Genomic DNA, 25,640 nt, shown 5'->3' with positions numbered 1-25,640 from the left:
AGTCAATTGTGCTCCAGCTCACAAATCGGAATGAACGGGGGTCATCGATAGACCAGACCACCGTCGATCAACGGTGCCTGGCCCGTCATGTAGTCCGAGTCGGGCCCAGCGAGATACGAGACGAACGCTGCGACATCCTCGGGCGTCTGCGCGCGACCTAGGGCGATACCGCCGACGAATTTGTCGTACGTCTCGCCTTCGGCGGCACCGGTCAACTCGGCGAATCGCTTGTCGATGGTGACCCACATGTCGGTTCCGACCACACCGGGGCAGTACGCGTTGACGGTGATTCCCTCGGCGGCATACTCCTTCGCCGCCGCCTGGGTCAGGGCACGAACCGCGAATTTCGTTGCGCTGTAGACCCCGAGCATCGCGAACCCGTCGTGACCGGCGATCGAGGACGCGTTGATGATCTTGCCCTTCCGGCCGAGAACCTTGAATTTCGCTGCGGCAGCTTGGATTCCCCACAGCACGCCGTCGACGTTGACGGCCCAGATCTTCGCGACGTCCTCGGGGCGCACATCGTCGAGTGGGGCGACCTGCGCGATGCCCGCGTTGTTGACGATCACGTCGAAGCCGCCGAGTGCCTCGTTGGTGTGTTCGACGGCGGCGAACACCTGATCGCGATCGCTGACATCGGCCACGAATGTCGTTGCTTTCGAGCCTGTTCGACGCACCTCGTCGGCCACGTCTGCAATCTTGTCCTCGTTCAGGTCGGCCAGGGCGATGTCGTGGCCGTCGTTCGCCAACCGCAACGCGATGGCCCGGCCGATGCCCTGCCCGGCGCCCGTCACCAACACCGCGCTCATGACGATGCTCCGGTGGAAGGGTCCACCAAGACCTTCATCTTGGTGCCCGCATGCAGCGCCTCGAATCCGTCGTCGATGACGCCGTCGAGCGTGATCTTGTCCACCCACCCCGTCGTGTCGTAGTGGCCCTGGCTCATCAGGTCGATGACGGCCTCGTAGTCGGCGGCGGTGTAGCAGAGCGAGCCCTGGATTCTCGATTCGTTCATCACCAGCTTCTGCAGCGGTGTGGTCAAAGGCTTTTCGTAGATCGCGACGCTGACCAGCGGCTTACGCGCACCGATGCACCCGAGGGCGGTCTCGACGGCAGGTTGCACGCCTGCCGCGTCGTAGATGGCGTCGGCCCCGTTGCCGTCGGTGAGGTCGGCGATGAACGCGGGGACGTCGACGGCCGTCGGATCGAGCGTCTTCGCGCCCAGAGCTTCGATCGATGCCCGACGCGTCGGCGACGGTTCGACGACGTAGACGTTGCCCAGTCCCTTGCCGCGCAGGGCGAACCACAGTCCGATGCCGATGGGGCCGGCTCCGAACACCATCGCGGTGTCCTCGGGCTTCGGATCTCCCAGTGTCGCAGCGTGATAGGCGACCGACATCGGTTCTACGAGGGCTCCGAGTTCGAGCGAGACGTTGTCGGGCAAGGCGTGGATCATGTCGGTGGGCACCACGGTGTATTCGGCCATTCCGCCGTCGGACATCAGTCCGTGGAAACCGATCTGCGCGCAGATGTTGTAGTTGCCGGCCCGGCACGGTCCACAGTGGCCGCAGCGGTACAGCGGCTCGATGGCCACGCGGTCGCCCACCGCGATGCCGGTCACGCCCTTCCCGAGCTCGGTGACCGTTCCCGAGAACTCGTGGCCCAGCACCAGCGGCATCTCCTGTCCGGTCAGCGGATGCGGCGAGGTGGGGATGAAGATGGGGCCCGCGTAGTACTCGTGCAGGTCGGTTCCGCAGATTCCGTTGAACCCGACCTTGACCTTGACCTGGCCTTCACCGGGACTGGGCTCGGGAACGTCGGTGATCTCCACCTTGTTGGGTCCGTAATACACAGCTGCGCGCATCGGTTCTCACTCCTGACTGGATCGGATATGCACACAGGTCTATGTGACCCGGAGCACAAGCGCCAGGGTTGCAGCGCGTTGCAGTGCCGCGGCCGAGCTGCAACCTGCCGCAACCCTGACGCGCGGTTGTGATCGAGCTCATAGTGACGGCGACACTGTCGCCTCACGGAAACGAGCACCACATGACCGCAACCGCAGATCGACCTGTGAGCAAGCCGAAAATCGATACCCCACAGGGCAACTGGCTCCTGCTCGGAATCGCCAACCTCGCCGTCGTAGTCGTCGTTTCTCTGGCGACCTGGTATCTGCTGGCCGACCCCACCACCAGCCCGTGGAACTTCTATCCCCTCCCGTTCAACGCGGCGCTGTTCTGGGCAATTCTGTTCATCGTGTTCATCGGATTCGATTGCGAGTTCGCCGGTTTCGACTCCCTGAAGCAACCGATGCGCGGACTCGCCATCCTCGTCTCCACGAGCGTCTTCGCCGTTGCGGTCACCTGGATCCTCGGCAACGGGCTCGGTGCGCTGTATCCGGATTTCGCCGGCTCTCGTGCAGGCGGACTGGGATATTTCGCTGGTGCTCTGTTCGTACTCTTCGGATTCGGCACCTGGGTGATGGTGGTCCTCAACTGGCAGCACTGGCCGTGGACCGTACTGCGCATGAAGCAACCGCTGATCGGGCTGTGCGAGATCGCCTTCGTCGCCGTCCCGACTCTCGCGTTGTACTTCGTGTTCGGATTGCCCTCGGTCTCGCTCTCGGCCACAGATCCTGTGATGTCCGTCGACACTGCCCTGGGTTGGTTCTATTCGATCGTCGTCTCGGTGATCCTCACCGGCCAGACCCTAGACAACTGGCCGTGGAAACTGGCAGGCGGCGGCGGACGTACCGCACTGGCGGCAACGGTCGGCAACGCCGTTCTCGGTACGGCGATCTACTTCCTGATGGTTCCACTGGCGAAGCTGCTCGTCGGGTCCGATGCCACGGCCGAACTCGGCTCCGTGATCAACCAGTTCCCTGCGCAGATCGGCGTGTGCTGGGCGTTCTGGATGATTTTCTGGGCCAACGGCTTCGGTAACCGCTTTCCCCCGGCGGGGCGCGCGATGCTGACATTCGCCCTGGCCATCGGCACGTTCCTGGCCTACTACTTCGTCCTTGCCGAGCACATCCTGCACGAGCCCGCGGTTGCCGCCGGTATCTCCGGGAACGCGCTGGGGTTCGTCGACTGGCTGGTGCTGTGGACGTTGATCTACGTCGTCGGATTCCAGTCGTTGGGGTTGAAAAAGCTGTCGGCCGGCTGAGTTCGATCGGGGTACTCCACCACCGAAGACCCGATCAGTCGTCGAGCGCTGGACACTGAAATGTCAGTGCGGCCCTGATGAACTCGACCCGATCCCGTTCGATCTGCAGAAGATGTTCATCGGTTTCCTTCTCCAGTCGCCCGAGGATGTCCTGCAACTCGATCACATCATGTCGGGCACTGCGCCGATTCTCCGGAAGCTCACCCGGCTCCACGGGAGAGGCAAGGTAGTCGAGGCGGTCCTGCAGCGAGTTCCGGTGCATCGCTCCTATGAAGTCGACGGCACCGGCAGCGTTGTCCTCGGATTCGGCCAGCTCCTCATCGGCCCTGGCCAGGTAATCGACAGTATCGCCCGACATCTCGATGTCGGTGCAGAGTCGACGGCCCAGACTGCGCAAGAACCCCGGGGTCGAGACCACCGACTCGAACTCGCTGGACGACAGGCCTGCCTTCCACTCGAATTCGAGACCGCACGTGGCTGCGGCGAATTGCGCATCGCCGCCGGCAGGTGTGTTCGGGTACAGCAAGGCAGTCTTGCTTCCACCGGGTACGAACGCGCTCAGACGGCGCACGTCGAAAGGGTCGTCGAGCTGACCGTTACGCCAGTAGAACTCTTCCTCGAATTGCGTGCGCACTTTGCCCCGCACCCGCAGATACGGCGTGTGAAGAAGCGCGTCACCCATGACGGTCAACGTCGAGTTCTCGCCGACGGAGTCGATGCACGGGACCAACGGAGACCGTGTGCCGGAAGCGACGGCAGGCTCGTCCTGCGATGACGAGGAACACCCTGTCAGAGCGACCAGAACAAGAGCTGCAGCCATACGACGAATCATTGTTTCCCCCCGGAAATTTCTCGGACTCTAACGCCCCAGTCAGCGGGACGTGAAATACAACCCAGTGCGCCTGTCGCAAATCGGAAAAATCCGGTGCAGACGACCGCGGTGAGCGCGGTCGTCTGCACCCGATTCGCACTGCAACCCACTGCAACTCTCGACCCCTGCGCGCATCAGGAGTGTGCTGGGTCACATCGCTGGAACCACGAATCGCTAGGAGTTTTCATGACCCAGACCATCGAGCCGATCGAGATCACCCGCACGCACACCCCGCAGGAACGGGTCGACGCCTGGCTGTCGAAGTTCGAGGAAGCCCTGGTCGCACGTAATATCCCTCGCGTTGCCGGCATGTTCGCCGTCAGCAGCTTCTGGCGCGATCTCGTGACGTTCACCTGGAATCTCAAGACCGTCGAAGGCCGTGACGGCGTCAGCGACATGCTGTCCGAGCGCCTCGACGACACCGATCCCACGGGCTTTCACACCACCGAGGTTCCCGACGAGGCGGACGGCGTCGTCTCGGCGTGGATCGAGTTCGAGACCGCCACGAGCCGCGGCAAAGGACATCTGCGACTGACGGTGGACGCGGACACGGGCGACGACGTGGCCTGGACGTTGCTGACCACGATGCAGGAGCTCAAGGGATACGAGGAACGGCAGGGCAGGACTCGCATCAAGGGTGCGGTGCACGGCTCGAATGCCGACACCCAGAACTGGGCGGAGAAGAAGGAGGTCGAGGAGTCCGAGCTCGGCTACAGCGTGCAGCCGTACGCCCTCGTGATCGGCGGAGGCCAGGGCGGCATCGCTCTGGGCGCGCGGTTCCGGCAGCTCGGTGTGCCCGCGATCGTCGTCGACCGCGCCGACCGTCCCGGCGACCAGTGGCGCGGACGCTACAAGTCGCTGTGCCTGCACGATCCGGTCTGGTACGACCACCTCCCCTACCTGCCGTTCCCGCCGAACTGGCCGGTGTTCGCGCCGAAGGACAAGATCGGCGACTGGCTCGAGATGTACACCAAGGTCATGGAGGTGCCGTACTGGAGCAAGACCACCGCAAAGTCCGCGACCTACGACGAGGTGGCGAAGGAGTGGACGGTCGTCGTCGATCGCGACGGTGAGGAAGTGATTCTGCGGCCCAAGCAGTTGGTGATGGCCACCGGAATGTCCGGCAAGAAGAATGTTCCGAACTTCCCCGGCATGGACGAGTTCGAGGGCGAGCAGCATCATTCCAGCGAACACCCCGGTCCCGACGCGTATGTCGGCAAGCGCGTCGTGGTGGTCGGTTCCAACAATTCTGCGCACGACATCTGCAAGGCACTGTACGAGACGGGCGTCGACGTGACGATGCTGCAGCGCTCGTCGACGCACATCGTCAAGTCCGATTCACTGTGCGAGATCGCGCTGGGAGATCTGTACTCCGAGCGGGCCGTGGAGTCCGGAATGACCACGGGCAAGGCCGATCTGACGTTCGCTTCCTTGCCCTATCGGATCATGCACGAGTTCCAGATTCCGGTGTATCAGCAGATCGCGGAGCAGGACAAGGACTTCTACGATCGGTTGGAGAAGGCCGGGTTCCAACTCGATTTCGGTGACGACGGATCCGGTCTGTTCATGAAGTACCTGCGGCGCGGCTCGGGCTACTACATCGACGTCGGCGCATCCGAGCTGGTCGCGGACGGGAAGATCAAACTCGTTGCCGGACAGGTGGAACGGATCAGCAAGACGGGCGTCGTACTCGACGACGGCACCGAGCTTCCGGCGGATCTCATCGTCTACGCCACCGGCTACGGCTCGATGAACGGCTGGGTCGCCGACCTGATCGATCAGGAGACCGCGGACAAGGTCGGCAAGTGCTGGGGACTCGGCTCGAACACCACCAAGGATCCCGGTCCGTGGGAGGGCGAGCAGCGCAACATGTGGAAGCCGACGCAGCAGGAGAACTTCTGGTTCCACGGCGGCAATCTGCATCAGTCCCGGCACTATTCGCTGTACCTGGCACTGCAGATCAAGGCGCGCTACGAGGGCATCGACACCCCGGTCTACGGGTTGCAGGAAGTGCATCACCTGCGGTGACTCATGTGAGCGGAAGTTCGTAGCCTGCTACGAATTTCCGCTCACGTGCGGCGCAGCCGCTCTAGTCGTAGAGATCGATTGCCTGAGCCTTCTTGATCAGCGCATCCTCGGATCGCACCTGCGCGAGGTTGACGACCCGTGTCGGCAGCACCGAGGAATACAGCCAGTCCGTCGCCACCCGCACTCGGGCGGAGACCGTCGGCAACGCGTAGAGGTGATATCCGCGCGCGACGAACTTCGCCACCGGTCCGGTCAGCGGAATGCCGAGTGGTTTTGCGACACCGTCGAATCCGCCGAGGTCGGCGACCAACCCCAGATCCTTGTGCTTGTACGGACGTGCCTGCCCGACGCCCATCGACGCCGCGACATTGCGTGCGACGGCAACGCCCTGCCGCTGGGCGTGCTGAGCCGTCGGTGGTGTCGGCTTCGACGGGTCGGCGGCGAGGTCGGGGACTGCGGCCGCGTCGCCGATCGCCCAGACGTCCGATACGTCGGGGACGGTCATGTCCGCCCGCACGACGAGGCGTCCGCCCGCTGTCGGTAGACCCAGCTGCGCGATGAGAGGGCTCGGTGCGACGCCTGCTCCCCAGACGAGAGTTCGGGACGGGATGACCTCGTCGTCGGTGAGCGTCACCGACGTTGCGGTGGCCGAGGCCACCGACACACCGAGCCGCACGTCCACACCCCTTTCGGCGAGCACGGCGAGCGCTTCTCGACCGAGTCGCTCACCGAGCTCGGGAAGTACCGCATCGGCCACGTCGACGAGCACCCAGCGCACCTCGTCGGGGTCGACGGTCGCCCATCGGGATGCGATACCGCGAACCCAATTCTGCATCTGGGCAACGAATTCGGTGCCGGTGTAGCCCGCGCCCACGGCCACCACGGTCAACCGCTCGGCGCGTTCGCTCCGGCCTTCAGGGGTGTCGGGCAGGGCATCGGCCGCGTCGAGTTGCGCGAGCACATGGTTGCGGATGTAGACGGCCTCGCTCAACGTCTTGAGCCCGTACGCGTGCTCGTCGACGCCGGGGATGTCGAACTGCTTGGTCACCGAACCGGGCGCGAGTATCAGCTTGTCCCACTCGAGCGTCGACTCACCGTCGGGGCCGGTCACCGTCAGCTCACGCGCCTCGAAATCGACGGTGGTGACGTGACCGAGCACCAACTTGACGCCCGGCAGTGCCTGACGAGTGGAGACGGCGATGTCCCGCGGATCGAGCACACCGGTGGCAACCTCGGGCAGCAGCGGACTGTAGAGCAGGTAGTCGGTGGGAGCCACCAACGTCAGCACGGCGCGGTCGGGCCCCAGCAGCTTCGTCAGCCGCTGCAGAGCGTTGAATCCGCCGAAGCCGCCACCGACCACCACGACGCGAGCAGGCCGCGCGGGGGCCGGAGAACTCGAACCGAAACCGGGAAGGAATCTGCGCATATCCGAGATTAACCCGACGGCGGGAGGCCTCGCAGACGACGTTCGGAGGTTGTGGAGCGGAGGTCAGCGCACCCCGTCCCACACCGCGCGTGTCGCCGGCCTCGGATCGAGGGCGACGCCGGGCTCGTTGCCGAACATCATCACGGCGCGGTCGGTGCCGTACGAGTCCCAGCCGGGGGTGCCGTCGCGCACGAAGTCGACCCAGGCGCGGTGCATCAGGTCGGCCACCTGCTGAGGCGGGTTCGGTCCCGTGATGCGCGAGGTCTCGGGCTTGTGCAACATGTCGAACACGAACGGGATCTCGAGTGCGTGGCAGGCACCGAGGGCACCGTCGAACAGCGATGAGCGCCAGGTGAATTCGTAGACGAAGGCGTTGCCGGAGCGGGCTTCGACCAGACGCGTCGCCGGGATACGGAAGAACCAGTCGGTCATGACGGCGATCATCAGCTCGCCGGCAGAGGCGTCGGGCAGCTGTTCGCGGTACTTCTCCAGCGCCGACGCATCGGCTCGGTACCCGGCGAGGACCATCTTCACGTAGTCCTCGGTGAGGTGCGGGACCAGGCCGGCCGGGACGATGAAGAAGGCGTGCTCTTCGCTGGTGGTCCCGATCAACACGTCCACCTGCGCGCTCGCGCCGTCGCCGATACGCGAAAAGGGCAGTGCCGGAACGATATCGCCGTCGATGTACGGTTCGAAGGCCATCACGTTCAGGGCCAGCTCACCCCACGCTCCGGTCGGGGCCTCGGCGGTGATCCGATCGGACAGTTCGCGTTGTGCGTCCACCAACGCGTCCACCGGTACCGAACCCAGGCCGTCGACCGTGGCATCGACGCCGAGCGAGGACGCCAACGCCGCAGAGACCTTTGCGGCGGTCTCGGCGGTGATGACGTGGTGCCCGGCTCCGCTCTGCAGAATCGCCCGGTGGAAGAGTCCCTCGGCACGGGGCATCGACATCAGGGTGCCGACGCTCATCGCACCGGCCGACTCCCCCGCGATGGTCACCTGCGCGGGGTCGCCGCCGTAGGAGGCGATGTGGTCACGTACCCATTCGAGGGCTGCGACCTGATCGAGCATTCCGCGATTGGCCGGGGCACCGTCGATCAGTGCGAAACCGTCGACTCCGAGGCGGTAGTTGATCACCACGGCGACGACACCGTCCCGGGCGAAGGCGGAACCGTCGTACGTGGGAATGGCGTTGCTGCCGTTGACGAATGCGCCGCCGTGGATCCAGACGAAGACCGGTGCCGATCCCGCGACGTCGGGGGTGAAGACGTTGACGTTGAGGCACTCTTCGCCGGGTACCACCGGCTCGCTGAGGATCTCGCTGGTCGGCGGCCGGTAGCCCACCTTGGGGACGGTGGCCCCGAGTTCGAGGGCGTCGCGCACACCGTTCCAGGTCGGCGGCGGCGAGGGTGCCTGGAATCGGCGGGGCCCGAACGGGGCCTCGGCGTACGGAACTCCGAGGAACGAGATGATGCCTGCGTCGGTCCGACCGCGAACCTGGCCCTGAGGTGTATCGACGGTGATCGTGTCCATACCTCATTACTACTCTGTTCGGATCGGACCGACGCCCTCAGGCGGTCAGACCAGACGTGCCTCGGGTGAACCCGTCTTGCCCGGGTCGCGCTCGACGGAATCGCCGAGGGCGTCGTCGATCTTGGCGAGCACGTCGGCGTCGAGCGTCACTTCGGAGGCCTTGATGTTCTCGGCGATCTGCTCGGGGCGGGAGGCCCCGACGAGTGCGGCGGCGATGTTGTCGTTGGCCAGTACCCACGCAACGGCCAACTGCGCCATGGTGATTCCGAGATCGTCGGCGATCGGCTTCAGCTGCTGCACTCGGGTGAGCGTCTGATCGTCGAGGTAGCGCGCGATCATCTTGTCGCCGCCCTTGTCGTCCTTGGCGCGAGAGCCGTCGGGCAAAGGCTGACCGGGGAGGTACTTTCCGGTGAGCACGCCCTGGGCGATGGGCGACCAGACGATCTGCGAGATGCCCAGTTCCTTCGACGTCGGGATCACCTGATCCTCGATGACGCGCCACAGCGCCGAGTACTGCGGCTGGTTCGAGATGATCGAGAAGCCGTTCTGGCGGGCGAGTTCCTGACCGGCCCGGAGCTGGTCGGCGGTCCATTCGGAGACGCCGATGTAGAGCGCCTTGCCCTGGCGGACGACGTCACCGAAGGCAGCGATGGTCTCTTCGAGCGGGGTCTCGACGTCGTAGCGATGCGCTTGGTAGAGGTCGACGTAGTCGGTGCCGAGCCGACGCAGCGAGGCGTCGATGCCTTCGAGGATGTGCTTGCGAGAGAGTCCGGTGTCGTTGGGACCCTTGGGCCCGACTGGGAAGTAGACCTTGGTGAAAATCTCCAGCGATTCCCGACGCTCGGCCTTCAGCGCGTCACCGAGGACGGCCTCTGCCGCCCCATTGGCGTACACGTCGGCGGTATCGAAGGTGGTGATGCCCGCATCGAGCGCCGCGCGCACGCACTGGGTTGCGATGTCGTTCTCCACCTGCGATCCGTGCGTCAACCAGTTGCCGTAGGTGATCTCCGAAATCTTCAGTCCACTGTTTCCGAGGTATCTGTAAGCCATACAGAAAACGGTACTCCGGTGGTCAGTTCGATAGTGGCCGACGACCGAGAGCCCACATCCCGACGCCGCAGAGGACGACCGTCACGACGGCCGCACCGGTCGACAACCACAGCTCGGTGCTGGGCCAACTACTGTGCACGACAGACGTCAGCGGCATATACGCCGTCCAGCCGTAGGTGACCACCATCGGCACGGTGATCGCGACCGGCACCGCGAGGCCGAGGGTCGCCGGTGCAGGGTCGGCGGGTGTGCACGCCACGTAGAGGTAGGCCGTAGCGGCCGGAAACACGATCAGAGACGCCACATAGTGAACGTTGTCCAGCGGCGGCTGCGCGAACAGTGCCGTCGAGCAGACCACCGCCAGCACTGCGACACCGACCATCGGACGCCCCCAACGCAATCCGAGTGCAGCGCCGGCCGCAACCGACAGTGCGATGACGGCCACGATTCCGAGTGTCCAGACTCCGTCCGACACTTCGATACCCACACCCGACGTGGTGGTCGAGGCGAGCGACACGGCCGTTCCGGCGAGAACCGTCACGCCACCGCGACCCGGCAGCAAGCCGGCCGCCCCGAACAACACGGGTACGACGAAGAGGCCGAAATACCATCGGCCGCTGAACCCGTACTCACCATGGAACGCGCTGTGCCCGAACAACATATCGAGCAGTAGCCCACCGATCGCCACCAGCAGTATCGCCGAGACCGTGCGAACACCACGATCGGTGGCCGGGCTGTGGGCCTGGCTTTCGACGCGAGCCGCCCACGCCGCTGCCAACACCACGAGCACGCAGAGCACCGGCACGACCACCGGTGTACCCAGCTCGGATTCGGTGAGGTAGTCGGCGTAACGCCGTGGAATGCCTGGGTACTGCAACGCTTCGATCGCGCCTGTGCTGAGCAGTCCGAGAACGAACGACGCGGCCAGCAGCGCCTGACGAACTCGTTCACGATTGGCGTGTACTGCGCTGCATCCCAACAGAACTCCGCCTGCCACCACCTCGACGAAGTCGGACGAGAGCAGCAGCACCGAGCCACCGATGGCGACAGCAGCGGCGATGGACAGACCGGCCAGCACCGTGCGTCGACGAACGAACATCGCCAGACCCGACGCCAGAATCACTGCCACCGCGACTCCTCCGCCGCCACTGGAGAACAGCACCCCGCCGAAGCCGGTGTCGCCGAGAATATCGATCCCGTCCGGCTGCATCGACAATCCTGCCAGCAATCCGGTCAGCAGTACCCCGAGCGCAGTCATGCCCGAATTATGCACTGCCGCCGCGATAGTGCCGGGATGCCGCCAGGATCTTGCCGAGGGTGGCGGAGAAGGCACGCAGTTCACTCTCTCCCACAGCGGCTCCCACGGCATCGGACCATGCATGTTGCGCATCCCGCAGCTGTGCAACGGTGTCCCGCCCCTTGGGGGTGGGTTCCAACAGCTTTGCGCGCTTGTGGTTCGGATTGTCGACGTAGACGGCCCAACCTTTGTCCACCAACAGATTTGCCGTCCGCTGCACACTTTGCCGCGCCAACCCGAGCCCGACGCGTCGCGCGATGTCGGCGACCGATAACGGCTCGTCCAGGGTGGCACCGAGAACCTGCAACCACGCCGGCGTCAGACCCGTCGGCTCGGTGATGTCGTGTGCGGCAGCGAGGAATTCGCCGTTGAGCTCGAAGACGGGCAACACCAACTCTGTCAGCGCATCGCCCTCGGGTGTGCGATGCTTCATGCGTTCACGAGCTGGTCGTAGTACTTGCGATCGCCCGTCTTGTAGAGGCCGTACCAGGCATCGACGACGGGCTGCGGAAACACGTTCAACCGCTCGAACACCAGCTTTGCGAACTCGAGCGGGTTCACGCCTCCCGCGGTGATCACTGTGCCGTCGGACACCGCTCGGTCGTCCCGATAATGCTCGGCACCGCGGTATTCGATTGCTTGCGTGAGGAACTCGGCTGCATTCGAGGTGTGCGGCCTGTTGTCGAGCAGTCCGGTCCGGGCGAGCCCGTAGGTGGCACCGCAAATCGCCGCGATCGGTTTCCCCGCCGCAACCAGTTCGGCGGCCAGCGTCAGAACCGTGTCGTGCCCGGAGTCCCAAGTGTCCGCACCGGGCAGAATCAGGGCATCGAGGGTCGGAAGATCGGCGACCGAGACGTCGGGAACGATGCGGACACCTCCCATCGTTGTGACAGCCTCCCCGGTCTCGGAGGCAATGATCAGCCGGTTGGCGTCCGGGTCTTGTTCACGGGCCATGGCAAGTCCGGCGATGAGGTATCCGTACTCCCAGTCGGCCATGGTGTCGGTGGCATAGAGCGCAATGGTGGTCATCGGAACGTCCTCGCATCGATTGACAGGATGCTGTCAATCATCACGCGATTGACAGCAGACTGTCAATACCCGGAAGCACCCGAGTAGCTCGCTCGCGTGGACCCACCTCGTCGAGATAGATCCGGCACGCCGCGTGATAGCGCTGATCGAAGGCTCTACCTGCCGCTTCCGTGCCGCCGAGCGCATCCGCATCCCTGGCGACACCTCGGGCTCGCGCGAGTTCGATGGGGGTGTCGACGAAGACGGTGTAGTCCCAATAGTCGGGCAGCGGCGGCCGATGGAGAAATGTTCCGTCCACGACCACGATCGCATCGGCAGGCACCGATTCCAGCGAATCGTCGACCGGCTCGTCGGACGCCAGATCGATGATCCGCCGCCGAATGGAATTGCTTCCGTTCGGCCCCAACGGAATCAGCACGTGTGTTCGGAGCGCGTCGAAGTCGTAGGCATCCCGGTAGTAGCCGAGGGCCGACGCCCGACCCTGTCGGTAACGGTGGGCGCGCCGGTGATGAAAACCGTCCATCGTCACATGCATGGACGGACGACCATGTGCTGCAACAGCATCCACAAGCCATCGTGCGCACGTGGACTTACCGGAAGCCGTCACTCCGTCGATGGCCACCCGTAGCGGATGGCCCGGAGCATGGGAGAGCACGTCTCGCACCATGTCATCACCGACGCTCATGGGGCCAGGGTAGGCGATCCCTTTATCAACCAATTGGTTGACTACGTTCGGCGGGCGGCCTATTCTCGGCGGCACGACACAGTGAGGACACCATGGACGATCGAACTGAGCAGCTCAACAGGACGTTCGCTGCCTTGGCCGACCCGACGCGACGCGACATCGTCGCTCGACTCGCCGGGGCGGATGCGAACGTCAGCGAGCTGGCCGAGTCGTACGACATCAGCCTGCAAGCGGTGTCGAAGCACGTGAAGGTGCTCGAAGCGGCCGGATTGGTCACCCGCAGCAAGGATGCCCAGCGTCGTCCGGTGCATCTCGACGCCGAGGTGTTCGGCCTGATGACGAAATGGATCGAGCGTTATCGCCAGGAAGCAGAGCAACGGTATCGACGCCTCGATGCCCTGCTGGAAACCATCGCAGACGACAAGACCACCGAGACGAAGGAAGTGTCATGACCGCGCACGAAACCGAGATCGTTGCGGACGAGAAAGTCCCCACGATCGAGATCATTCGAGAGTTCGATGCGGCACCGGAGCGGGTGTTTCGCGCTCACATCGACCCCGAGCTGTATCGCCAGTGGGTTGGTCCGCGATCGTTGACGACCCGAATCCTGAAGTGGCAGGGCCACACCGGAGGCGCGTGGGCGTTCGCCAACGACCGTGACGGTGAGGAAATTGCCTCCTTCTTCGGCAGCTTCCACGAGGTGCGCCCGAACGAACGAATCGTGTGGACCTTCACCTACGAGGGCCAGCCAGATTCGGTCGCGCTCGAGACGCTCACGTTCGAGAACCGCGAAGGCGGGGGCACGCTGCTCAGAGTGCTCAGTGTGATGTCGGACTTCGCCTCTCGCGACGGCATGCTCTCCAGTGGAATGGACGTAGGCATGAAGGAGGGCTACGACAAGCTCGACGAACTGCTCGCGCAACGAACGGGGCCGGCTGGGCAGCACCTGCAGGACGCGGCAGCCTTCACCGCACTCGTCCTGTTCGCGTCGCCCGAGGACTGGTCACGCCCGAGTCCGGTATCAAGCTGGGCGGCAATCGATGTCGTGAAGCACCTGATCGAGTGGTCTCGCGGTTTTCTCGCCGGCGGGGCCGGTGTCGAACTGCAGACCCTGGACGTCGAAGCCGACCCGGCCGCGGCCTGGACCCAGCACGTCGCCGACATCCAAGCAATTCTCGACGACCCCGCCGGCCGGATTCTGAGCAACCCGCACACCGGAGACATGCCGGTGGACAAGGCGATCGAGATGTTCTATACCGCCGACGTCTGGATGCACTCCTGGGACCTGGCGAAAGCCCTTGGCCGAGAGCCTGATCTGGGTCAGGAGCGCTGCGCTGCAGCCTTGGAGGCCATGCGACCGATGGAGCAGATGTTGCGGGACAGTGGGCAGTACGGCCCCGCCGTCCCCGTCGCCGACGACGCATCCCCACAGGACAAGCTGATGGCCTTCATCGGACGGGACCCGGCTTGGTCACCCCGGAGCTAAGTCGCCACCGCCTCGAGTTGTGGCCGAATCTTGTTCAGCGAGTGCTCGACCGACGCCTTCGACGGTGTATTGAAACCGACGACCGTAGCGTAGTCCACCACGGCTACTCCACCACCCGCCGCCGCAGGCAGAGTTGAGAATCCCGGAAGCTTCTCCAGGTCTTCCCGCGTTCCCCCATTGGGAAGCATCACGACCAGATCGGCCGTCAACACGTCGAGACGCTCGGGGCTGAGCACGATGCGTCCGTGCGAGATGTCGGGTGAATCGACCAGACTCTGCGGCACACTGAGCCCGATGCTGCCGAACACTTGGGCAGCGCCGTCTTCGGGGTCGGCGACGACAGCAAGCTGCTGGGAGTCGAAGACGAACTGAGAGAGCACCGCTGTCTTTCCGTCGAGTCCCGGATAGTCCTTCTTGATGTCGTCGGTGACGGCGTGGCCCTCGTCGATGATTCGCCGAGCGTCGTCTTCCCGATCGAGCACAAGGCCAAGGGTCTCGATCTGCGATTCCCAGGTCTCGACCCTGTCCGACTTGGGCAAGATTGTCGGTGCGAAATCCGCCAGACCTGCATACGGTTCGATCGACGCGATCCCCGACACCAAGATCAGATCCGGCTGCAGCGCCGCGATCTGCTCGGTCGGCACCGCACCGTCCATCTGGCCGACCGCAGCCGAGTCGAGCATCTCGGCATCGGAACTCACTGCCGACTGCCAGGGGTAGAGCCCCCGTTCGTCGCCGTTCGATCCGGCAGAGACGTACCCGACGGGTTGCACATCGAATTCCAGCAGCGCGTCGACCCACTGCTGCCCGAAGGCGACTATGCGCTCCGGCGTTCCCCTGATCTGTGTCGGCCCGCCAAGTGTGTCGATCGTGACGGTGCGGGCATCGGTTCCGGCGTCGTCGGCTGCCCCGCTACTGCACGCGACCAGCGCCGACGCGGTTGTCAGAACGAGCACACACCCGAGGAATGTCCGTTTCATCCGCAGAAGTTAGCACAGGCTCACCTTGCTACGGTGGGCTACCTTCACAGGTACTTCTTCAGCTCCATCTTCGCGATAGACATCTTGTGCACCTCGTCCGGACCGTCGGCGAGCCGCAGCGTGCGGATGTGCGCGTACATCATCGCGAGCGGGAAGTCGTTGGACACTCCGCCTCCGCCGTGAACCTGGATGGCACGATCGATGATCTTCAGCGCCATCTCCGGTGCCGCAACCTTGATGGCGGCGATCTCAGTACGCGCTTCCTTGTTCCCGACGGTGTCCATCAGGTACGCGGCTTTGAACGTGAGCAGTCGAGTCTTCTCGATCTCGATGCGCGCCTCGGCGATCCAGTCCTGAATGTTCGAGCGCATCGCCACCGGCTTGCCGAACGTCACTCGCGATACCGCACGGCGACAGAGCAATTCGAGTGCACGCTCGGCCACGCCGATCGTGCGCATGGCGTGGTGGATCCGGCCCGGCCCCAAGCGGGCTTGGCTGATGGCGAAGCCCTCACCCGGCCCCTTCAGCACATCCTTCGCCGGCACCCGCACGTCCTCGAAGAGCACCTCGGCGTGGCCTTCGCGGTCGATGTACCCGAACACCGGCAGGTTGCGCAGCACCGTGACACCGGGTGCGTCGATGGGTACCACCAGCATCGACTGCTGGCGGTGCGTAGCCGCCTCGGGATCGGTCTTGCCCATCACGATGAGCACCTTGCAGTTCTTGTGCATCGCATTGGACGTCCACCACTTGCGCCCGTTGAGAATGAAATCGTCACCGTCGCGCTCCATCTTCATCGCGATGTTGGTGGCATCGGAGCTGGCCACGTCGGGCTCGGTCATCGCGAAGGCAGAACGAATGGTGCCGTCCAGCAACGGCTTCAAGTACTTCTCTTTGTGCTCGTCGGTGCCGAAGAGCGTGAACACCTCCATGTTGCCGGTGTCCGGAGCGTTGCAGTTGCATGCCTCGGGAGCGAGCAGGCTGCGGCCCATGATCTCGGCCAGCGGTGCGTATTCGAGGTTGGTCAGGCCCGGGCCCCACTCGGGATGCGGGTGGAACAGATTCCACAGTCCACGCGAGCGCGCTTCCTTCTTCAGGTCCTCGATGATCGGCGGCTGAAAGTGTGGGTCACCCGACTCGAGCATCTGCTGCTCGTACACTGCCTCGGCCGGATAGATGTGAGAGTCCATGAACTCCAACAGATCCGACTCGTACTTCTTCGCGCGGTCGGAGGTCTCGAAAAATGCCACGGTGGGCCCCTATCGGTTGTTGTCGAGCAAGCTGTCCTGGTAGCGACGCATGCCGCGCAACCACCGGTCGTAATCGGCACCCTTGTTGCGGTACATGTCCAGTACGTTCTCGTGCGGCAGGATCAGGAACTGCTCGCGGTCCATTGCGTCGAGCACCACATCGGCGACGTCGAGCGGTTCGAGCACGGCACCGGCACTGAGAACCGCGGCAGTTGCCGCCGCTCCCAATGCATCTCCGGATTCACGTCCCTCGTAGAGCAGTTTGGTGTTGACACCCATCGGGCACAGGCAGCTGACGCGGATGCCACGGTTGCCGTAGGTGACGTTCATCCATTCGGCGAATCCGACCGCCGCGTGCTTGGTCGTTGCATAGGTCGCCGAGCCGATCTGGGTGAGCAGACCGGCCGCGGACGCGGTGCTGACGAAGTACCCCTCACCGCGTTCGAGCCAACCCGGCACCAGCAACTGCGCGGCGCGAATGTGCGCGCGCACGTTGACGTCGAACGAGAGGTCCCAGTCCTGCTCGGCGGCGTCGAGTCCGGGTGCGCCGCTGATGCCTGCGTTGGCGAAGTAGAGATCGACGGGTCCGAACGAATCCTCGGCCACCGCGATCAGCCGTCGAATGTCCTCGGTGTTCGACGCGTCCGCCGCAGCGGCGACGGCCGTTCCCGGCCGATCGCGTTCGATGGCGTCGACCACGGACCGGGCCGTGGATTCGTCGAGGTCGGAGACGACGACGCGTGCCCCGTGTTCGGTGAGCCGGGCAGCGATGGCACCGCCGATTCCGCCACCACCCCCGGTGACGATGGCAACTCTGCCTTCAACCTTCATGCCCCAGGTATAGTTGAAGTCAGTTTCAAGTTCAACCCTGGTTGCATGAACGCGCTGGTCAGGGGACGTGTCCTACGCCCGTGGGCGCGCCGGATCGGTGATCCATCCCGACCACGACCCCGGGTACAACGCCGCATCTATGCCCGCCAACTCGAGCGCGAGAATTTGATGTGCCGCAGTCACCCCCGATCCGCAGTAGACGGCGACGTCCTTCCCCTCGGGTACGAGTCCACCGAATGTGCCATCGAGTACCTCGGGAGGCAGGAAACGCCCGTCCGCATCGACGTTCTCGGTCGTCGGACGATTGACCGCACCGGGGATGTGACCGGCGACGGGATCCACCGGCTCCACTTCTCCACGAAACCGTTCGGGTGCGCGGGCGTCGAGCAGGATGTTGTTCTGCGCGAAGTCGAGCACATCGTCGACATCGAGGACGCGTGCGAGCGATGGTCGGGCGGTGAACGATCCGGCCGCCACTATCGACGGCTCGGTCCCGATCGGAAATCCGGCTGCGACCCACTGGGCGAGGCCACCGTCGAGGACCCGAACGTCGCGGTGCCCGAAGTAGCGCAGCAGCCACCACGCGCGCGCCGCGGCGGTTGCTGGGCCTGCGTCGTAGACCACCACGGAGGAGTCGTCGTCGACCCCGGCGCCGCGCATCGCTGCGACGAACGTCTCGGCGTCGGGCAACGGGTGGCGTCCGCGACTGTCCGGCGGAGCCGCCAGCTCCGCGTCGAGGTCCACGAATTGCGCGTTCGGGATGTGGCCGGCTTCGTATCCGGCTCGGTCGCTGCCGGTGAGGAGCGTGAATCGGACGTCGAGTAGGACCGGGCCGCGCCCCATCTCGAAGAGGTCGTGCAGTTCGGCGGCAGAGATCAGCGGCGAAGGGCTCATAAGGCTTCGACGCTAACAGCCTCGCGTCGGGAATAGCTCGGTGTCGATGCAGGTTGCCCGCAGGCGTGACCGAAACTGCATCCACAACACAGCATCTGTCCACCGCCGGGCTTTTCGAGCCGTTCGAGGTCAAATCGCTGAAGCTGCGCAACCGCTTCGCCATGGCCCCGATGACGCGCGCTTTTTCCCCAGACGGCGTCCCCGGTCCCGATGTGGCCGAGTACTACCGCAAACGCGCTGCCGGTGGCACGAGCCTCATCATCACCGAGGGCACCTACATTCCCGATCCCGCAGCCGGCCCTCACACCCGCGTCCCGCGGATCTACGGTGACGCCAGCCTCGAGGGCTGGAAGGGCGTCGTCGACGCCGTGCACGCCGAGGGCAGCGCCATCATCCCGCAGCTGTGGCACCTCGGCGTCGAGCGCGGCACCGAACCCCGCCTGTTCCCGGACGTCACTACCGTCAGCCCGTCGGGGATTGCACTCGACGGTTCTTCGGTGGGTCGAGCATTCACCGACACCGACCTCGACGAACTCACCTCGCAGTGGGTACAGGCCGCGGTCAACGCGAAGAACACCGGTTTCGACGGCCTGGAGCTGCACGGCGCGCACGGGTATCTGCTCGACGAATTCCTTTGGGCCACAACCAACGTACGCGACGACGAGTTCGGCGGTTCCCTCGAAGCTCGGACGCGCTTCCCGGCGCAGGTCGTCGCCGCGATCCGCGCCGCGGTGGGCGAGGACTTCGCCATCGTGTACCGATTCTCGCAGTGGAAGAGCAATCACTTCGACGCCAGGATCGCGCAGAACCCCGAGGAACTCGGACGAGTCCTGACTCCCCTGGTCGACGCCGGAGTGGACATCCTGCACGCCTCGACCCGTCGCCACTGGGATCCGGCATTCCCGGAGCTGGACGGCAACGACGGAAAGCTGGGCTTGGCCGGGTGGACCCGCAAGCTCACCGGCGTTCCGACGATCACTGTCGGTTCGGTCGGCCTCGACTCGGTGTTCACCTCGGCATGGTCGGAGGACGCCGCATCCGGTGTCACCGGACTCGACGCGCTGGTCGGTCAGTTCCAGGACAACGAATTCGATCTGGTGGCCGTCGGACGTGCGCTGCTGTCCGACCCCGAGTGGGTGAACAAGGTCGGAGACGGCCGCGTAGACGAGCGCATCGAATTCACCCGCGACCACATTCAGCACCTGATCTGACCCAACGGGTACTGGTATCCACGGCAGCATCGCCTAGAACGGCGGTGCTGCCGTGTCGTCTGTCTCGGGCCGTTGGTTGTCTGGCGGGTCGGGGTAGGCGATGATGCCGGAGTTTCTCGGTTGGGTGGGGATGTGTGGTCTGAGGTCGTTTCCGAGGATCGGGACGGCGGTGCCGTTGGCGGGCAGGGTGATTCGGGTGGTCTTTGATGTCGATGTCCACAGGATCGCTCCGCCGGGGAGCATGACGGCTTTCCAGTAGCCGGCGGTTTTGACGGTGTGGTGGTAGTCGCAGAGGCACTGCAGATTGTTGACGGTGGTCCAGCCGCCGCCGAGGGGGTTGCTGTGGTCGAACGGGTTGATGTGGTCGAGTTGGCAGCGTGCGGCGGGGCGGTGGCAGCCGGGGAAGCGGCAGTGTTTGTCGCGGAATCGGACGGCTGCGGTGGTGAGGGCGTCGGGTCGGTAGATCAGGGCCCGGTCGGTGAGTGGGTCGCGGGGTACAGAGTTGCCGAGGGTGGGGTCGGCGGCGATGGCGGCTTCGAGTGCGGCGGCAAGGGAGGCGTTGCCGAGATAGAGGCCGGCGGGTGTGCGGGTTACCGATGTGTGGATCGTGCGGTTGTTGGGCCGGATTGCGAAGGGCAGGTCGAGGGCAGAGCTGTGCCGTGTGCCCCTGCCGACGGGAGTGTGGGTACAGAACAGCGCTGCGGCGGAGGTCAGCGATTGCGTCCGCCGTTGCCTGTCCGCGCCTGCCCCGATCTCGGTCTCGGTCTCGGAAGGAGCTGGATCGGCCGCTGAGCGGGCAGGGGTGTCCCCCGCGGGATCCTCCGTCTGATGATTCTCCGTCTGGTCGTGCATCGAAGTCGGTGATGTCGCCGTCCCCGGTTCCGGCGGGAGAATTGTTCCTCGCGTGGGGCTTGTTGTCGGTGGTGGTACTGGTGTCGGTGGTGGTACTGGTGTCGGCGGGACCGTCCCGGGTCGCTCTGGAGCGGACCCTGTTTCGGTTCGGTCGGGTGCAGTGCCGGACTCCGGTGAGAGCATGGGCCCAGGCGCTTGCGCGGGGATCGGTGCTGCATCGGTGTCGACATCGACGGAAGTGCCTGTGGACGTGCAAGTCTCGGGTTCCGACTCGATCTCGGTCTGGGGCTCCGGGTTGCTGTCGGTGCGGCTGTGGGTCTCGGTAGCGCGTGTTCCCGACGCAGCGTTCGTTCCTGAGTCCGCGTCCGTGTTCACTGTTGCAGTGTCCGTGTCCGTGTCCGTGTCCGCTGTCGCTGCCGCCCCTGAGTCCGACTCCTGCGTCTGCATTTTCGGTGTTCGTTCCCATTCCCCGGTTGCCGGGTTCTGCACAGCCAGTCCGAGTTTTCCAGCGAGGGTAACTGCGTCGGTGAGCAGGATCTGCCACTGACTGTTGCGCGCCAACTCCCGAGCGAGGTCAGGATCGATGGAACCGTGCCCGGCCAGATACGCAGGGTTCGCGAGCAGCCCGATCAGGGTGGCTATGTCGACGGTGACCATCGTCAACGGCACCCGCCGATCGGGCAACGCCGCATCCGCCTTGGGTCAGTCCTCCCGTCGGCACAGGCACGCCAAGCGGGGTTCGCCGTGCATGCGGGCCATGAACGCATCGCACAGTCGTTCCTTCTTACCGCGCGGGTCTTTCGGGCACAAGGTGTCGGCCATCTCCTCGAGCAACTGCCACGCAGCGGCAGCTTCCGGGGCGGTCAACTCCGCCCGGATTCGCGCCAGTTCCCCGGCCGGGGTGTAGGTGACGGTCCGGAACCTCTTCGCGAACTCGCGTAGTGCCGCTGCTTCTTCCGGGGCGACCCGGAACAGGATGTCCCAGATCTCCTTCTCGAGCGGACCCGGCGACAACCGGTGGGCTGCTTCGACGACCTCGGCTTCGACGGAGGTGACGATGTCGTCGGAGAGGTTGTCGAGGATCCGGCACACCGTCCGCACCCGCGGAAGGTCGATCTCCCCGCCCTCGAATGCTTTCCGTAACAGGGGCAATCGCGTGTGCAAGGCGACGCCGACCGAGATATACGATTCGGCGACCGTCGCCGAGCACCCCAACGCGGCCGCCATTTCGGTGCGCCCGTACCGGCTGTAATGCTTGAACTTGATGTCGTGGGTGATCCAGCTCCGATGAACCTCGTAACAGGCGGTGATCTTGCGGGCCGCCTGCCGATTCTCCGCACGCGCGGCAGCGGTCAACGCCTCCAGTGACACGATCGGTACAGCACCCATCTTCCACCCCCCGGTGAGCCGAAACAAGAACGCCTGTTCGAACAAGAAAAACAGTAACCCGGGCCACCGACAAGATTGCTGGAGCCGAACAGCAGGCGACTGACCTGCCATTGTTCGCCGCGTCGTTCTACACTCCACCCCATGAGCGAGCCTGATTCCACGGCGTCCGAGATGGCCGAGTTGCGAGCTCGGGCACACGAGGGCGATCACGACGCCCTCGACCAGTTGGTCGAACTCGCAGGTTCTCGAAACGACCTCGACGAACTCCGCTCTCTCGCCGATGCGGGCAGCAGCGATGCCGTCGACATCCTCGTCGAGCTCGCCGGTGAACGCGGCGACCGCGAGGAGTTGCAGAGGTTGGCCACCGCAGGCAGTCAGGACGCCGCGGACATTCTCGAAGAGATGGACAGTTAGCCGGGGCTGGGACGCTCCCCCAGTTGCACGGTGAGTCGATGGGCGGCGTCGAGCAGCAGCTTGCCCAGCTCACGTCGTCGATCATCACGGAATCGCGTCTCGACACCCGTCAGGCTCAGCGCCCACGCAGGACCTCCGGCACGGTCGAACACGGCAGCACCGAGACCCCAGCTGCCCTCCACCAGCAATCCAGGGTTCACGGCGAAGCCTGTTGTCCTGGTGAGTCCCACGCGATGTCGAATCGCGTTGTCCGAGTGCGTCTCTCCCCACTCGGGAACCAAGTCGACTCCACCCAGGTACTCGTCCACCTCCCGATCGGGAAGGTGAGCGAGAATGGCCAGACCTGCGGACGCCACCCCGAGCGGAAGCCGAATGCCCTCGTACAACACGTGCGAACGCAGCGGAAAGCTCCCCTCCACTCGAAGCAGGCACACGGTCTCCGCTCCGCGCCGGACCGACAGGAACGCACTCTCTCCGCTCTCGGCAGCCAACGCCTGCACTATCTTTCGAGCCTGGTCGGTGATGTCGTAGCGCAATGCCGCCATCGACCCGAGCAGGTAGATCTCCGGGCCCAGTGACCAGTGGCCGGTGGCGGCGTCGCGGTCGATGAACCCTTGGTCGGCCAGAGACGCCAAGAGGCGATGTGCAGTCGGTCGCGCGATACCGGTCGCCCGAGCGAGCGCGGTGGTCGAGGCACCCGACGGATCCTCGCTTCCCGCCGCGCGCAGCAACGAACAGATCTTGCCGATCACACTTGCGTTGGCTTCCGCTGAGGTCACCCGCCCATACTACGTCCACTCAGTGGACGCCGAGCCCGCATCTGTTCACCGAACGAGCAAAAGCCAGCATTCTCCGCATCCAAATGCACAGCTCAGGTTCACTGGGTGCAACGTTTGCTCAACGAACACATCAGGAGCTGCAAGTGACTGGAAAGACCTACGCGTCCGCCGCCGAGGCGGTCGCGGACATCGGCCGAGGAGCGACCATCGCGGTCGGTGGCTTCGGATTGTGCGGCATCCCCGACGCCCTCATCGAGGCCATCGCGAACACCGACGCCACCGAGCTCGAAGTGTTCTCCAACAACTGCGGCGTCGACGGCTACGGGCTCGGAATCCTGCTGGCAGCCGGACGCATTCGCCGTGTCACCGCGTCGTATGTCGGTGAGAACAAGGAGTTCGCCCGCCAGTACCTCGCCGGCGAACTGGAGGTCGAGCTCACCCCGCAGGGCACGCTCGCCGAGCGACTTCGCGCCGGCGGCAACGGTGTTCCCGCGTTCTTCACTCCGGCCGGAGTGGGCAGCCCCATCGCCGACGGCGGAATGCCGTGGCGCTACGCCGCCGACGGATCCGTCTCGATCGCGTCGCCGCCCAAGGAGACTCGGGTGTTCGGCGACAAGCGCTACGTTCTCGAGGAGTCCATCAATGCCGACTTCGCACTGGTGCACGCCGAGATCGGTGACACCGCAGGAAATCTCGTATTCGACAAGACGGCGATGAACTTCAACCCCCTCGCCGCGATGGCAGGCAAGATCACCATCGCGCAGGTCGAGAATCTCGTCGAGCCGGGCGAGATCGATCCGGCCCACGTACATCTTCCCGGAGTGTTCGTCCAACGTGTCGTGCACACCGGGCCACAGGACAGGCGCATCGAAAAGCGCACCGTCAGTTCAGGAGTTCGAGCATGAGTACAGGGTGGACACGCGACCAGATGGCCGAACGCGCCGCAGCGGAAATGGTCGACGGGGAGTACGTCAATCTCGGCATCGGACTGCCGACGTTGATCCCGGGGTACCTCACCGACGCGGTCAAGGTCACCCTGCATTCGGAGAACGGCATCCTCGGCACCGGGCCGTACCCCACCGAGGACGAGGTCGACGCCAATCTCATCAACGCGGGCAAGGAGACGGTCACCGTCAATCCCGGTGCCGCGTACTTCGATTCGTCGTTGAGCTTCGGCATGATTCGCGGCGGCCACATCGACACCGCCGTGTTGGGCGGTATGCAGGTCTCACGCACCGGCGACCTCGCCAACTGGATGGTGCCCGGCAAGATGGTCAAGGGCATGGGCGGTGCGATGGACCTCGTGCACGGTGCCCGGCGCGTCATCGTCGTCATGGAACACACCGACCGCGACGGGAACCCGAAGATCCTCGACGCCTGCACTCTGCCGTTGACCGGACAGGGCGTCGTGAATCGCATCATCACCAACCTCGCCGTCATCGACGTCGTCGGCGACGGTACCCTCGCACTGGCCGAGCTCGCACCCGGTGTCACTTCCGAAGAGGTCACCGCCGCAACGGGATCCGCACTCACGATCCCGTGACACAGATGTCGTGATACCACTGTGGGCTCGAACGTATCGACAACGTTCGAGCCCACAGTTCGAGGTATCTAGTCCGGAATCATGTCGAAGGTGTCCGGGTTCGGGCCGTTACGACCCTGTTCGCCCTTGTCCAGGGCCGTGATGGCGTCGACGTCGGCGGAGCTGAGCTCGAAGTCGAAGATCTCGAAGTTGGCCTTGACACGCTCCGGCGTCACCGACTTCGGGAAGATGATGTTGCCCCGCTGAATGTGCCAGCGCAGCACCACCTGAGCGACGGATTTGCCTGTCGCGTCGGCGATTCGCTTCAGTTCGGGGTCGTCGAGAACGTTGCCCTGAGCGATCGGCGACCACGCCTCGGTGGGGATGGCGTGCTCACGGCCGTAGGCCCACACGTCGTTGTTGACGAAGTACGGGTGCACCTCGATCTGGTTCACCGCGGGGACAGTCTCGGTCTCCTCCGCCAACCGGTCGAGGTGGGCGGGCTGGAAGTTGGATACGCCGATGTTGTGGGCGCGCCCGTCGGCGACGAACTCCTCCAACGTCTTCCAGGTGGAGACGAAGTCGCCGTCGTAGCGAGTCGGGAGCGGCCAGTGGATCAGAAAGAGGTCCACGTAGTCGGTTCCGAGGTCGCTGAGGGTCTTGTCGAATGCCGTTCGCGCGTCGTCGGGCTTGTGGAAGCCGTTGTTGAGCTTGCTGGTGACGAAGACCGACTCGCGGTCGAGGCCGGAATTGCGAATACCTTCGCCGACCTGCTTCTCGTTGCCGTACATCTCGGCCGTGTCGATATGGCGGTAGCCGATTTCTAGTGCCGTTTCGACAGCCTTCGCCGTCTCGTCGGGATCGATCTGGAACACGCCGAAACCGAGCTGCGGGATCTGCTTGCCGTTTCTGAGCGTGACGTTGGGTACCTGAGTCATGACGCTCGGG

Annotated in this window: 26 protein-coding genes; 8 read left to right on the top strand and 18 right to left on the bottom strand. The window is 64.6% G+C overall.

The features are described 5' to 3' along the window. Positions 1 to 41: 41 nt before the first annotated feature. Positions 42 to 809 (bottom strand): acetoin reductase, encoded by a 768-nt coding sequence (locus CH306_RS11845; protein WP_094646708.1) that lies wholly within the window; start codon positions 807 to 809, stop codon positions 42 to 44. Continuing rightward, the gene (locus CH306_RS11840) at positions 806 to 1,864 is read right to left on the bottom strand and encodes a 2,3-butanediol dehydrogenase (RefSeq protein WP_094646707.1); all 1,059 of its coding nucleotides are present in this window, start codon (positions 1,862 to 1,864) and stop codon (positions 806 to 808) included. The genes CH306_RS11845 and CH306_RS11840 overlap by 4 nt, the downstream gene beginning before the upstream one ends. Before the next feature lie 182 nt (positions 1,865 to 2,046). Between CH306_RS11840 and CH306_RS11835 the strand changes: the two genes are divergently transcribed. Further along, positions 2,047 to 3,162 carry a hypothetical protein gene (locus CH306_RS11835; protein ID WP_094646739.1) on the top strand — a complete coding sequence of 372 codons (1,116 nt, stop codon included), beginning with the start codon at positions 2,047 to 2,049 and terminating at the stop codon, positions 3,160 to 3,162. Positions 3,163 to 3,196: 34 nt separating this feature from the next. Here the strand turns inward: CH306_RS11835 and CH306_RS11830 are convergent, their stop codons facing one another. Continuing rightward, entirely contained in the window at positions 3,197 to 3,982 is a 786-nt protein-coding gene (locus CH306_RS11830; RefSeq protein ID WP_094646706.1) for a hypothetical protein, read from the bottom strand. Between the two features lie 237 nt (positions 3,983 to 4,219). Here CH306_RS11830 and CH306_RS11825 point away from each other — a divergent pair, with 237 nt between their 5' ends. Next, positions 4,220 to 6,061 (top strand): flavin-containing monooxygenase, encoded by a 1,842-nt coding sequence (locus CH306_RS11825; protein ID WP_094646705.1) that lies wholly within the window; start codon positions 4,220 to 4,222, stop codon positions 6,059 to 6,061. A gap of 61 nt (positions 6,062 to 6,122) precedes the next feature. On the opposite strand, the gene CH306_RS11820 is transcribed toward CH306_RS11825, so the two are convergent. The 7 genes from CH306_RS11820 to CH306_RS11790 form a co-directional block, all read right to left on the bottom strand. Next, positions 6,123 to 7,487: an NAD(P)/FAD-dependent oxidoreductase gene (locus CH306_RS11820; protein ID WP_094646704.1), complete on the bottom strand. Its 1,365-nt coding sequence runs from the start codon at positions 7,485 to 7,487 to the stop codon at positions 6,123 to 6,125. 63 nt (positions 7,488 to 7,550) lie between these two features. Next, complete coding sequence (locus CH306_RS11815; protein ID WP_094646703.1) at positions 7,551 to 9,023, bottom strand: carboxylesterase/lipase family protein; 1,473 nt, start codon at positions 9,021 to 9,023, stop codon at positions 7,551 to 7,553. 45 nt (positions 9,024 to 9,068) lie between these two features. After that, positions 9,069 to 10,073: an aldo/keto reductase family protein gene (locus tag CH306_RS11810; protein WP_094646702.1), complete on the bottom strand. Its 1,005-nt coding sequence runs from the start codon at positions 10,071 to 10,073 to the stop codon at positions 9,069 to 9,071. A gap of 22 nt (positions 10,074 to 10,095) precedes the next feature. Then, positions 10,096 to 11,331, bottom strand: coding sequence for a hypothetical protein (locus tag CH306_RS11805; protein ID WP_094646701.1), 1,236 nt, complete (start codon positions 11,329 to 11,331; stop codon positions 10,096 to 10,098). Positions 11,332 to 11,338: 7 nt separating this feature from the next. Next, a complete protein-coding gene (locus CH306_RS11800; protein ID WP_094646700.1) occupies positions 11,339 to 11,803 on the bottom strand; it encodes a MarR family winged helix-turn-helix transcriptional regulator in 465 nt (154 codons plus the stop codon). Then, positions 11,800 to 12,399 (bottom strand): DJ-1/PfpI family protein, encoded by a 600-nt coding sequence (locus tag CH306_RS11795; RefSeq protein WP_094646699.1) that lies wholly within the window; start codon positions 12,397 to 12,399, stop codon positions 11,800 to 11,802. Before CH306_RS11795 ends, CH306_RS11800 begins: the two co-directional genes overlap by 4 nt. A 40-nt stretch (positions 12,400 to 12,439) precedes the next feature. After that, on the bottom strand, positions 12,440 to 13,084 hold the full coding sequence (locus CH306_RS11790) for a hypothetical protein (RefSeq protein WP_094646698.1): 645 nt from the start codon (positions 13,082 to 13,084) through the stop codon (positions 12,440 to 12,442). Positions 13,085 to 13,176: 92 nt separating this feature from the next. On the opposite strand from CH306_RS11790, the gene CH306_RS11785 reads away from it, so the two are divergent. Together CH306_RS11785 and CH306_RS11780 are read left to right on the top strand one after the other, a co-directional pair. Next, complete coding sequence (locus tag CH306_RS11785; RefSeq protein WP_032395205.1) at positions 13,177 to 13,536, top strand: ArsR/SmtB family transcription factor; 360 nt, start codon at positions 13,177 to 13,179, stop codon at positions 13,534 to 13,536. Next, positions 13,533 to 14,570, top strand: coding sequence for a TIGR03086 family metal-binding protein (locus tag CH306_RS11780; protein WP_094646697.1), 1,038 nt, complete (start codon positions 13,533 to 13,535; stop codon positions 14,568 to 14,570). Before CH306_RS11785 ends, CH306_RS11780 begins: the two co-directional genes overlap by 4 nt. Here the strand turns inward: CH306_RS11780 and CH306_RS11775 are convergent. The 4 genes from CH306_RS11775 to CH306_RS11760 form a co-directional block, all read right to left on the bottom strand. Continuing rightward, positions 14,567 to 15,550 (bottom strand): ABC transporter substrate-binding protein, encoded by a 984-nt coding sequence (locus tag CH306_RS11775; protein WP_094646696.1) that lies wholly within the window; start codon positions 15,548 to 15,550, stop codon positions 14,567 to 14,569. The two genes, CH306_RS11780 and CH306_RS11775, sit on opposite strands and share 4 nt — an antisense overlap. 44 nt (positions 15,551 to 15,594) lie before the next feature. Then, positions 15,595 to 16,740, bottom strand: coding sequence for an acyl-CoA dehydrogenase family protein (locus CH306_RS11770; protein WP_371828369.1), 1,146 nt, complete (start codon positions 16,738 to 16,740; stop codon positions 15,595 to 15,597). Between the two features lie 69 nt (positions 16,741 to 16,809). Then, positions 16,810 to 17,631, bottom strand: coding sequence for an SDR family oxidoreductase (locus tag CH306_RS11765; protein ID WP_094646694.1), 822 nt, complete (start codon positions 17,629 to 17,631; stop codon positions 16,810 to 16,812). Positions 17,632 to 17,703: 72 nt separating this feature from the next. Beyond that, positions 17,704 to 18,525: a sulfurtransferase gene (locus tag CH306_RS11760; RefSeq protein WP_032395208.1), complete on the bottom strand. Its 822-nt coding sequence runs from the start codon at positions 18,523 to 18,525 to the stop codon at positions 17,704 to 17,706. A 65-nt stretch (positions 18,526 to 18,590) separates the two neighbouring features. On the opposite strand from CH306_RS11760, the gene CH306_RS11755 reads away from it, so the two are divergent. After that, positions 18,591 to 19,736: an NADH:flavin oxidoreductase gene (locus tag CH306_RS11755; RefSeq protein WP_032395209.1), complete on the top strand. Its 1,146-nt coding sequence runs from the start codon at positions 18,591 to 18,593 to the stop codon at positions 19,734 to 19,736. A 33-nt stretch (positions 19,737 to 19,769) separates the two neighbouring features. On the opposite strand, the gene CH306_RS11750 is transcribed toward CH306_RS11755, so the two are convergent. Next, positions 19,770 to 21,272: an HNH endonuclease signature motif containing protein gene (locus CH306_RS11750; protein WP_143545381.1), complete on the bottom strand. Its 1,503-nt coding sequence runs from the start codon at positions 21,270 to 21,272 to the stop codon at positions 19,770 to 19,772. Positions 21,273 to 21,290: 18 nt separating this feature from the next. Then, complete coding sequence (locus CH306_RS11745; RefSeq protein WP_179272851.1) at positions 21,291 to 21,977, bottom strand: DUF222 domain-containing protein; 687 nt, start codon at positions 21,975 to 21,977, stop codon at positions 21,291 to 21,293. A 141-nt stretch (positions 21,978 to 22,118) separates the two neighbouring features. On the opposite strand from CH306_RS11745, the gene CH306_RS11740 reads away from it, so the two are divergent. Beyond that, positions 22,119 to 22,391: a hypothetical protein gene (locus tag CH306_RS11740; RefSeq protein ID WP_179272852.1), complete on the top strand. Its 273-nt coding sequence runs from the start codon at positions 22,119 to 22,121 to the stop codon at positions 22,389 to 22,391. Here CH306_RS11740 and CH306_RS11735 read toward each other — a convergent pair. Continuing rightward, on the bottom strand, positions 22,388 to 23,170 hold the full coding sequence (locus CH306_RS11735) for an IclR family transcriptional regulator (protein WP_179272853.1): 783 nt from the start codon (positions 23,168 to 23,170) through the stop codon (positions 22,388 to 22,390). The genes CH306_RS11740 and CH306_RS11735 overlap by 4 nt on opposite strands. 143 nt (positions 23,171 to 23,313) lie before the next feature. On the opposite strand from CH306_RS11735, the gene CH306_RS11730 reads away from it, so the two are divergent. Both CH306_RS11730 and CH306_RS11725 read left to right on the top strand, forming a co-directional pair. Then, on the top strand, positions 23,314 to 24,075 hold the full coding sequence (locus CH306_RS11730; RefSeq protein ID WP_045198502.1) for a CoA transferase subunit A: 762 nt from the start codon (positions 23,314 to 23,316) through the stop codon (positions 24,073 to 24,075). Continuing rightward, entirely contained in the window at positions 24,072 to 24,713 is a 642-nt protein-coding gene (locus tag CH306_RS11725) for a 3-oxoacid CoA-transferase subunit B (protein WP_094646691.1), read from the top strand. The genes CH306_RS11730 and CH306_RS11725 overlap by 4 nt, the downstream gene beginning before the upstream one ends. 68 nt (positions 24,714 to 24,781) lie before the next feature. On the opposite strand, the gene CH306_RS11720 is transcribed toward CH306_RS11725, so the two are convergent. After that, positions 24,782 to 25,630 (bottom strand): aldo/keto reductase, encoded by an 849-nt coding sequence (locus CH306_RS11720; RefSeq protein WP_094646690.1) that lies wholly within the window; start codon positions 25,628 to 25,630, stop codon positions 24,782 to 24,784. Between the last annotated feature and the right edge of the window lie 10 nt (positions 25,631 to 25,640).

The sequence above is a fragment of the Rhodococcus sp. 15-725-2-2b genome (assembly GCF_002259075.1).
Lineage (GTDB): Bacteria > Actinomycetota > Actinomycetes > Mycobacteriales > Mycobacteriaceae > Rhodococcoides.
This window is presented reverse-complemented; position numbering and strand designations above follow the sequence as displayed.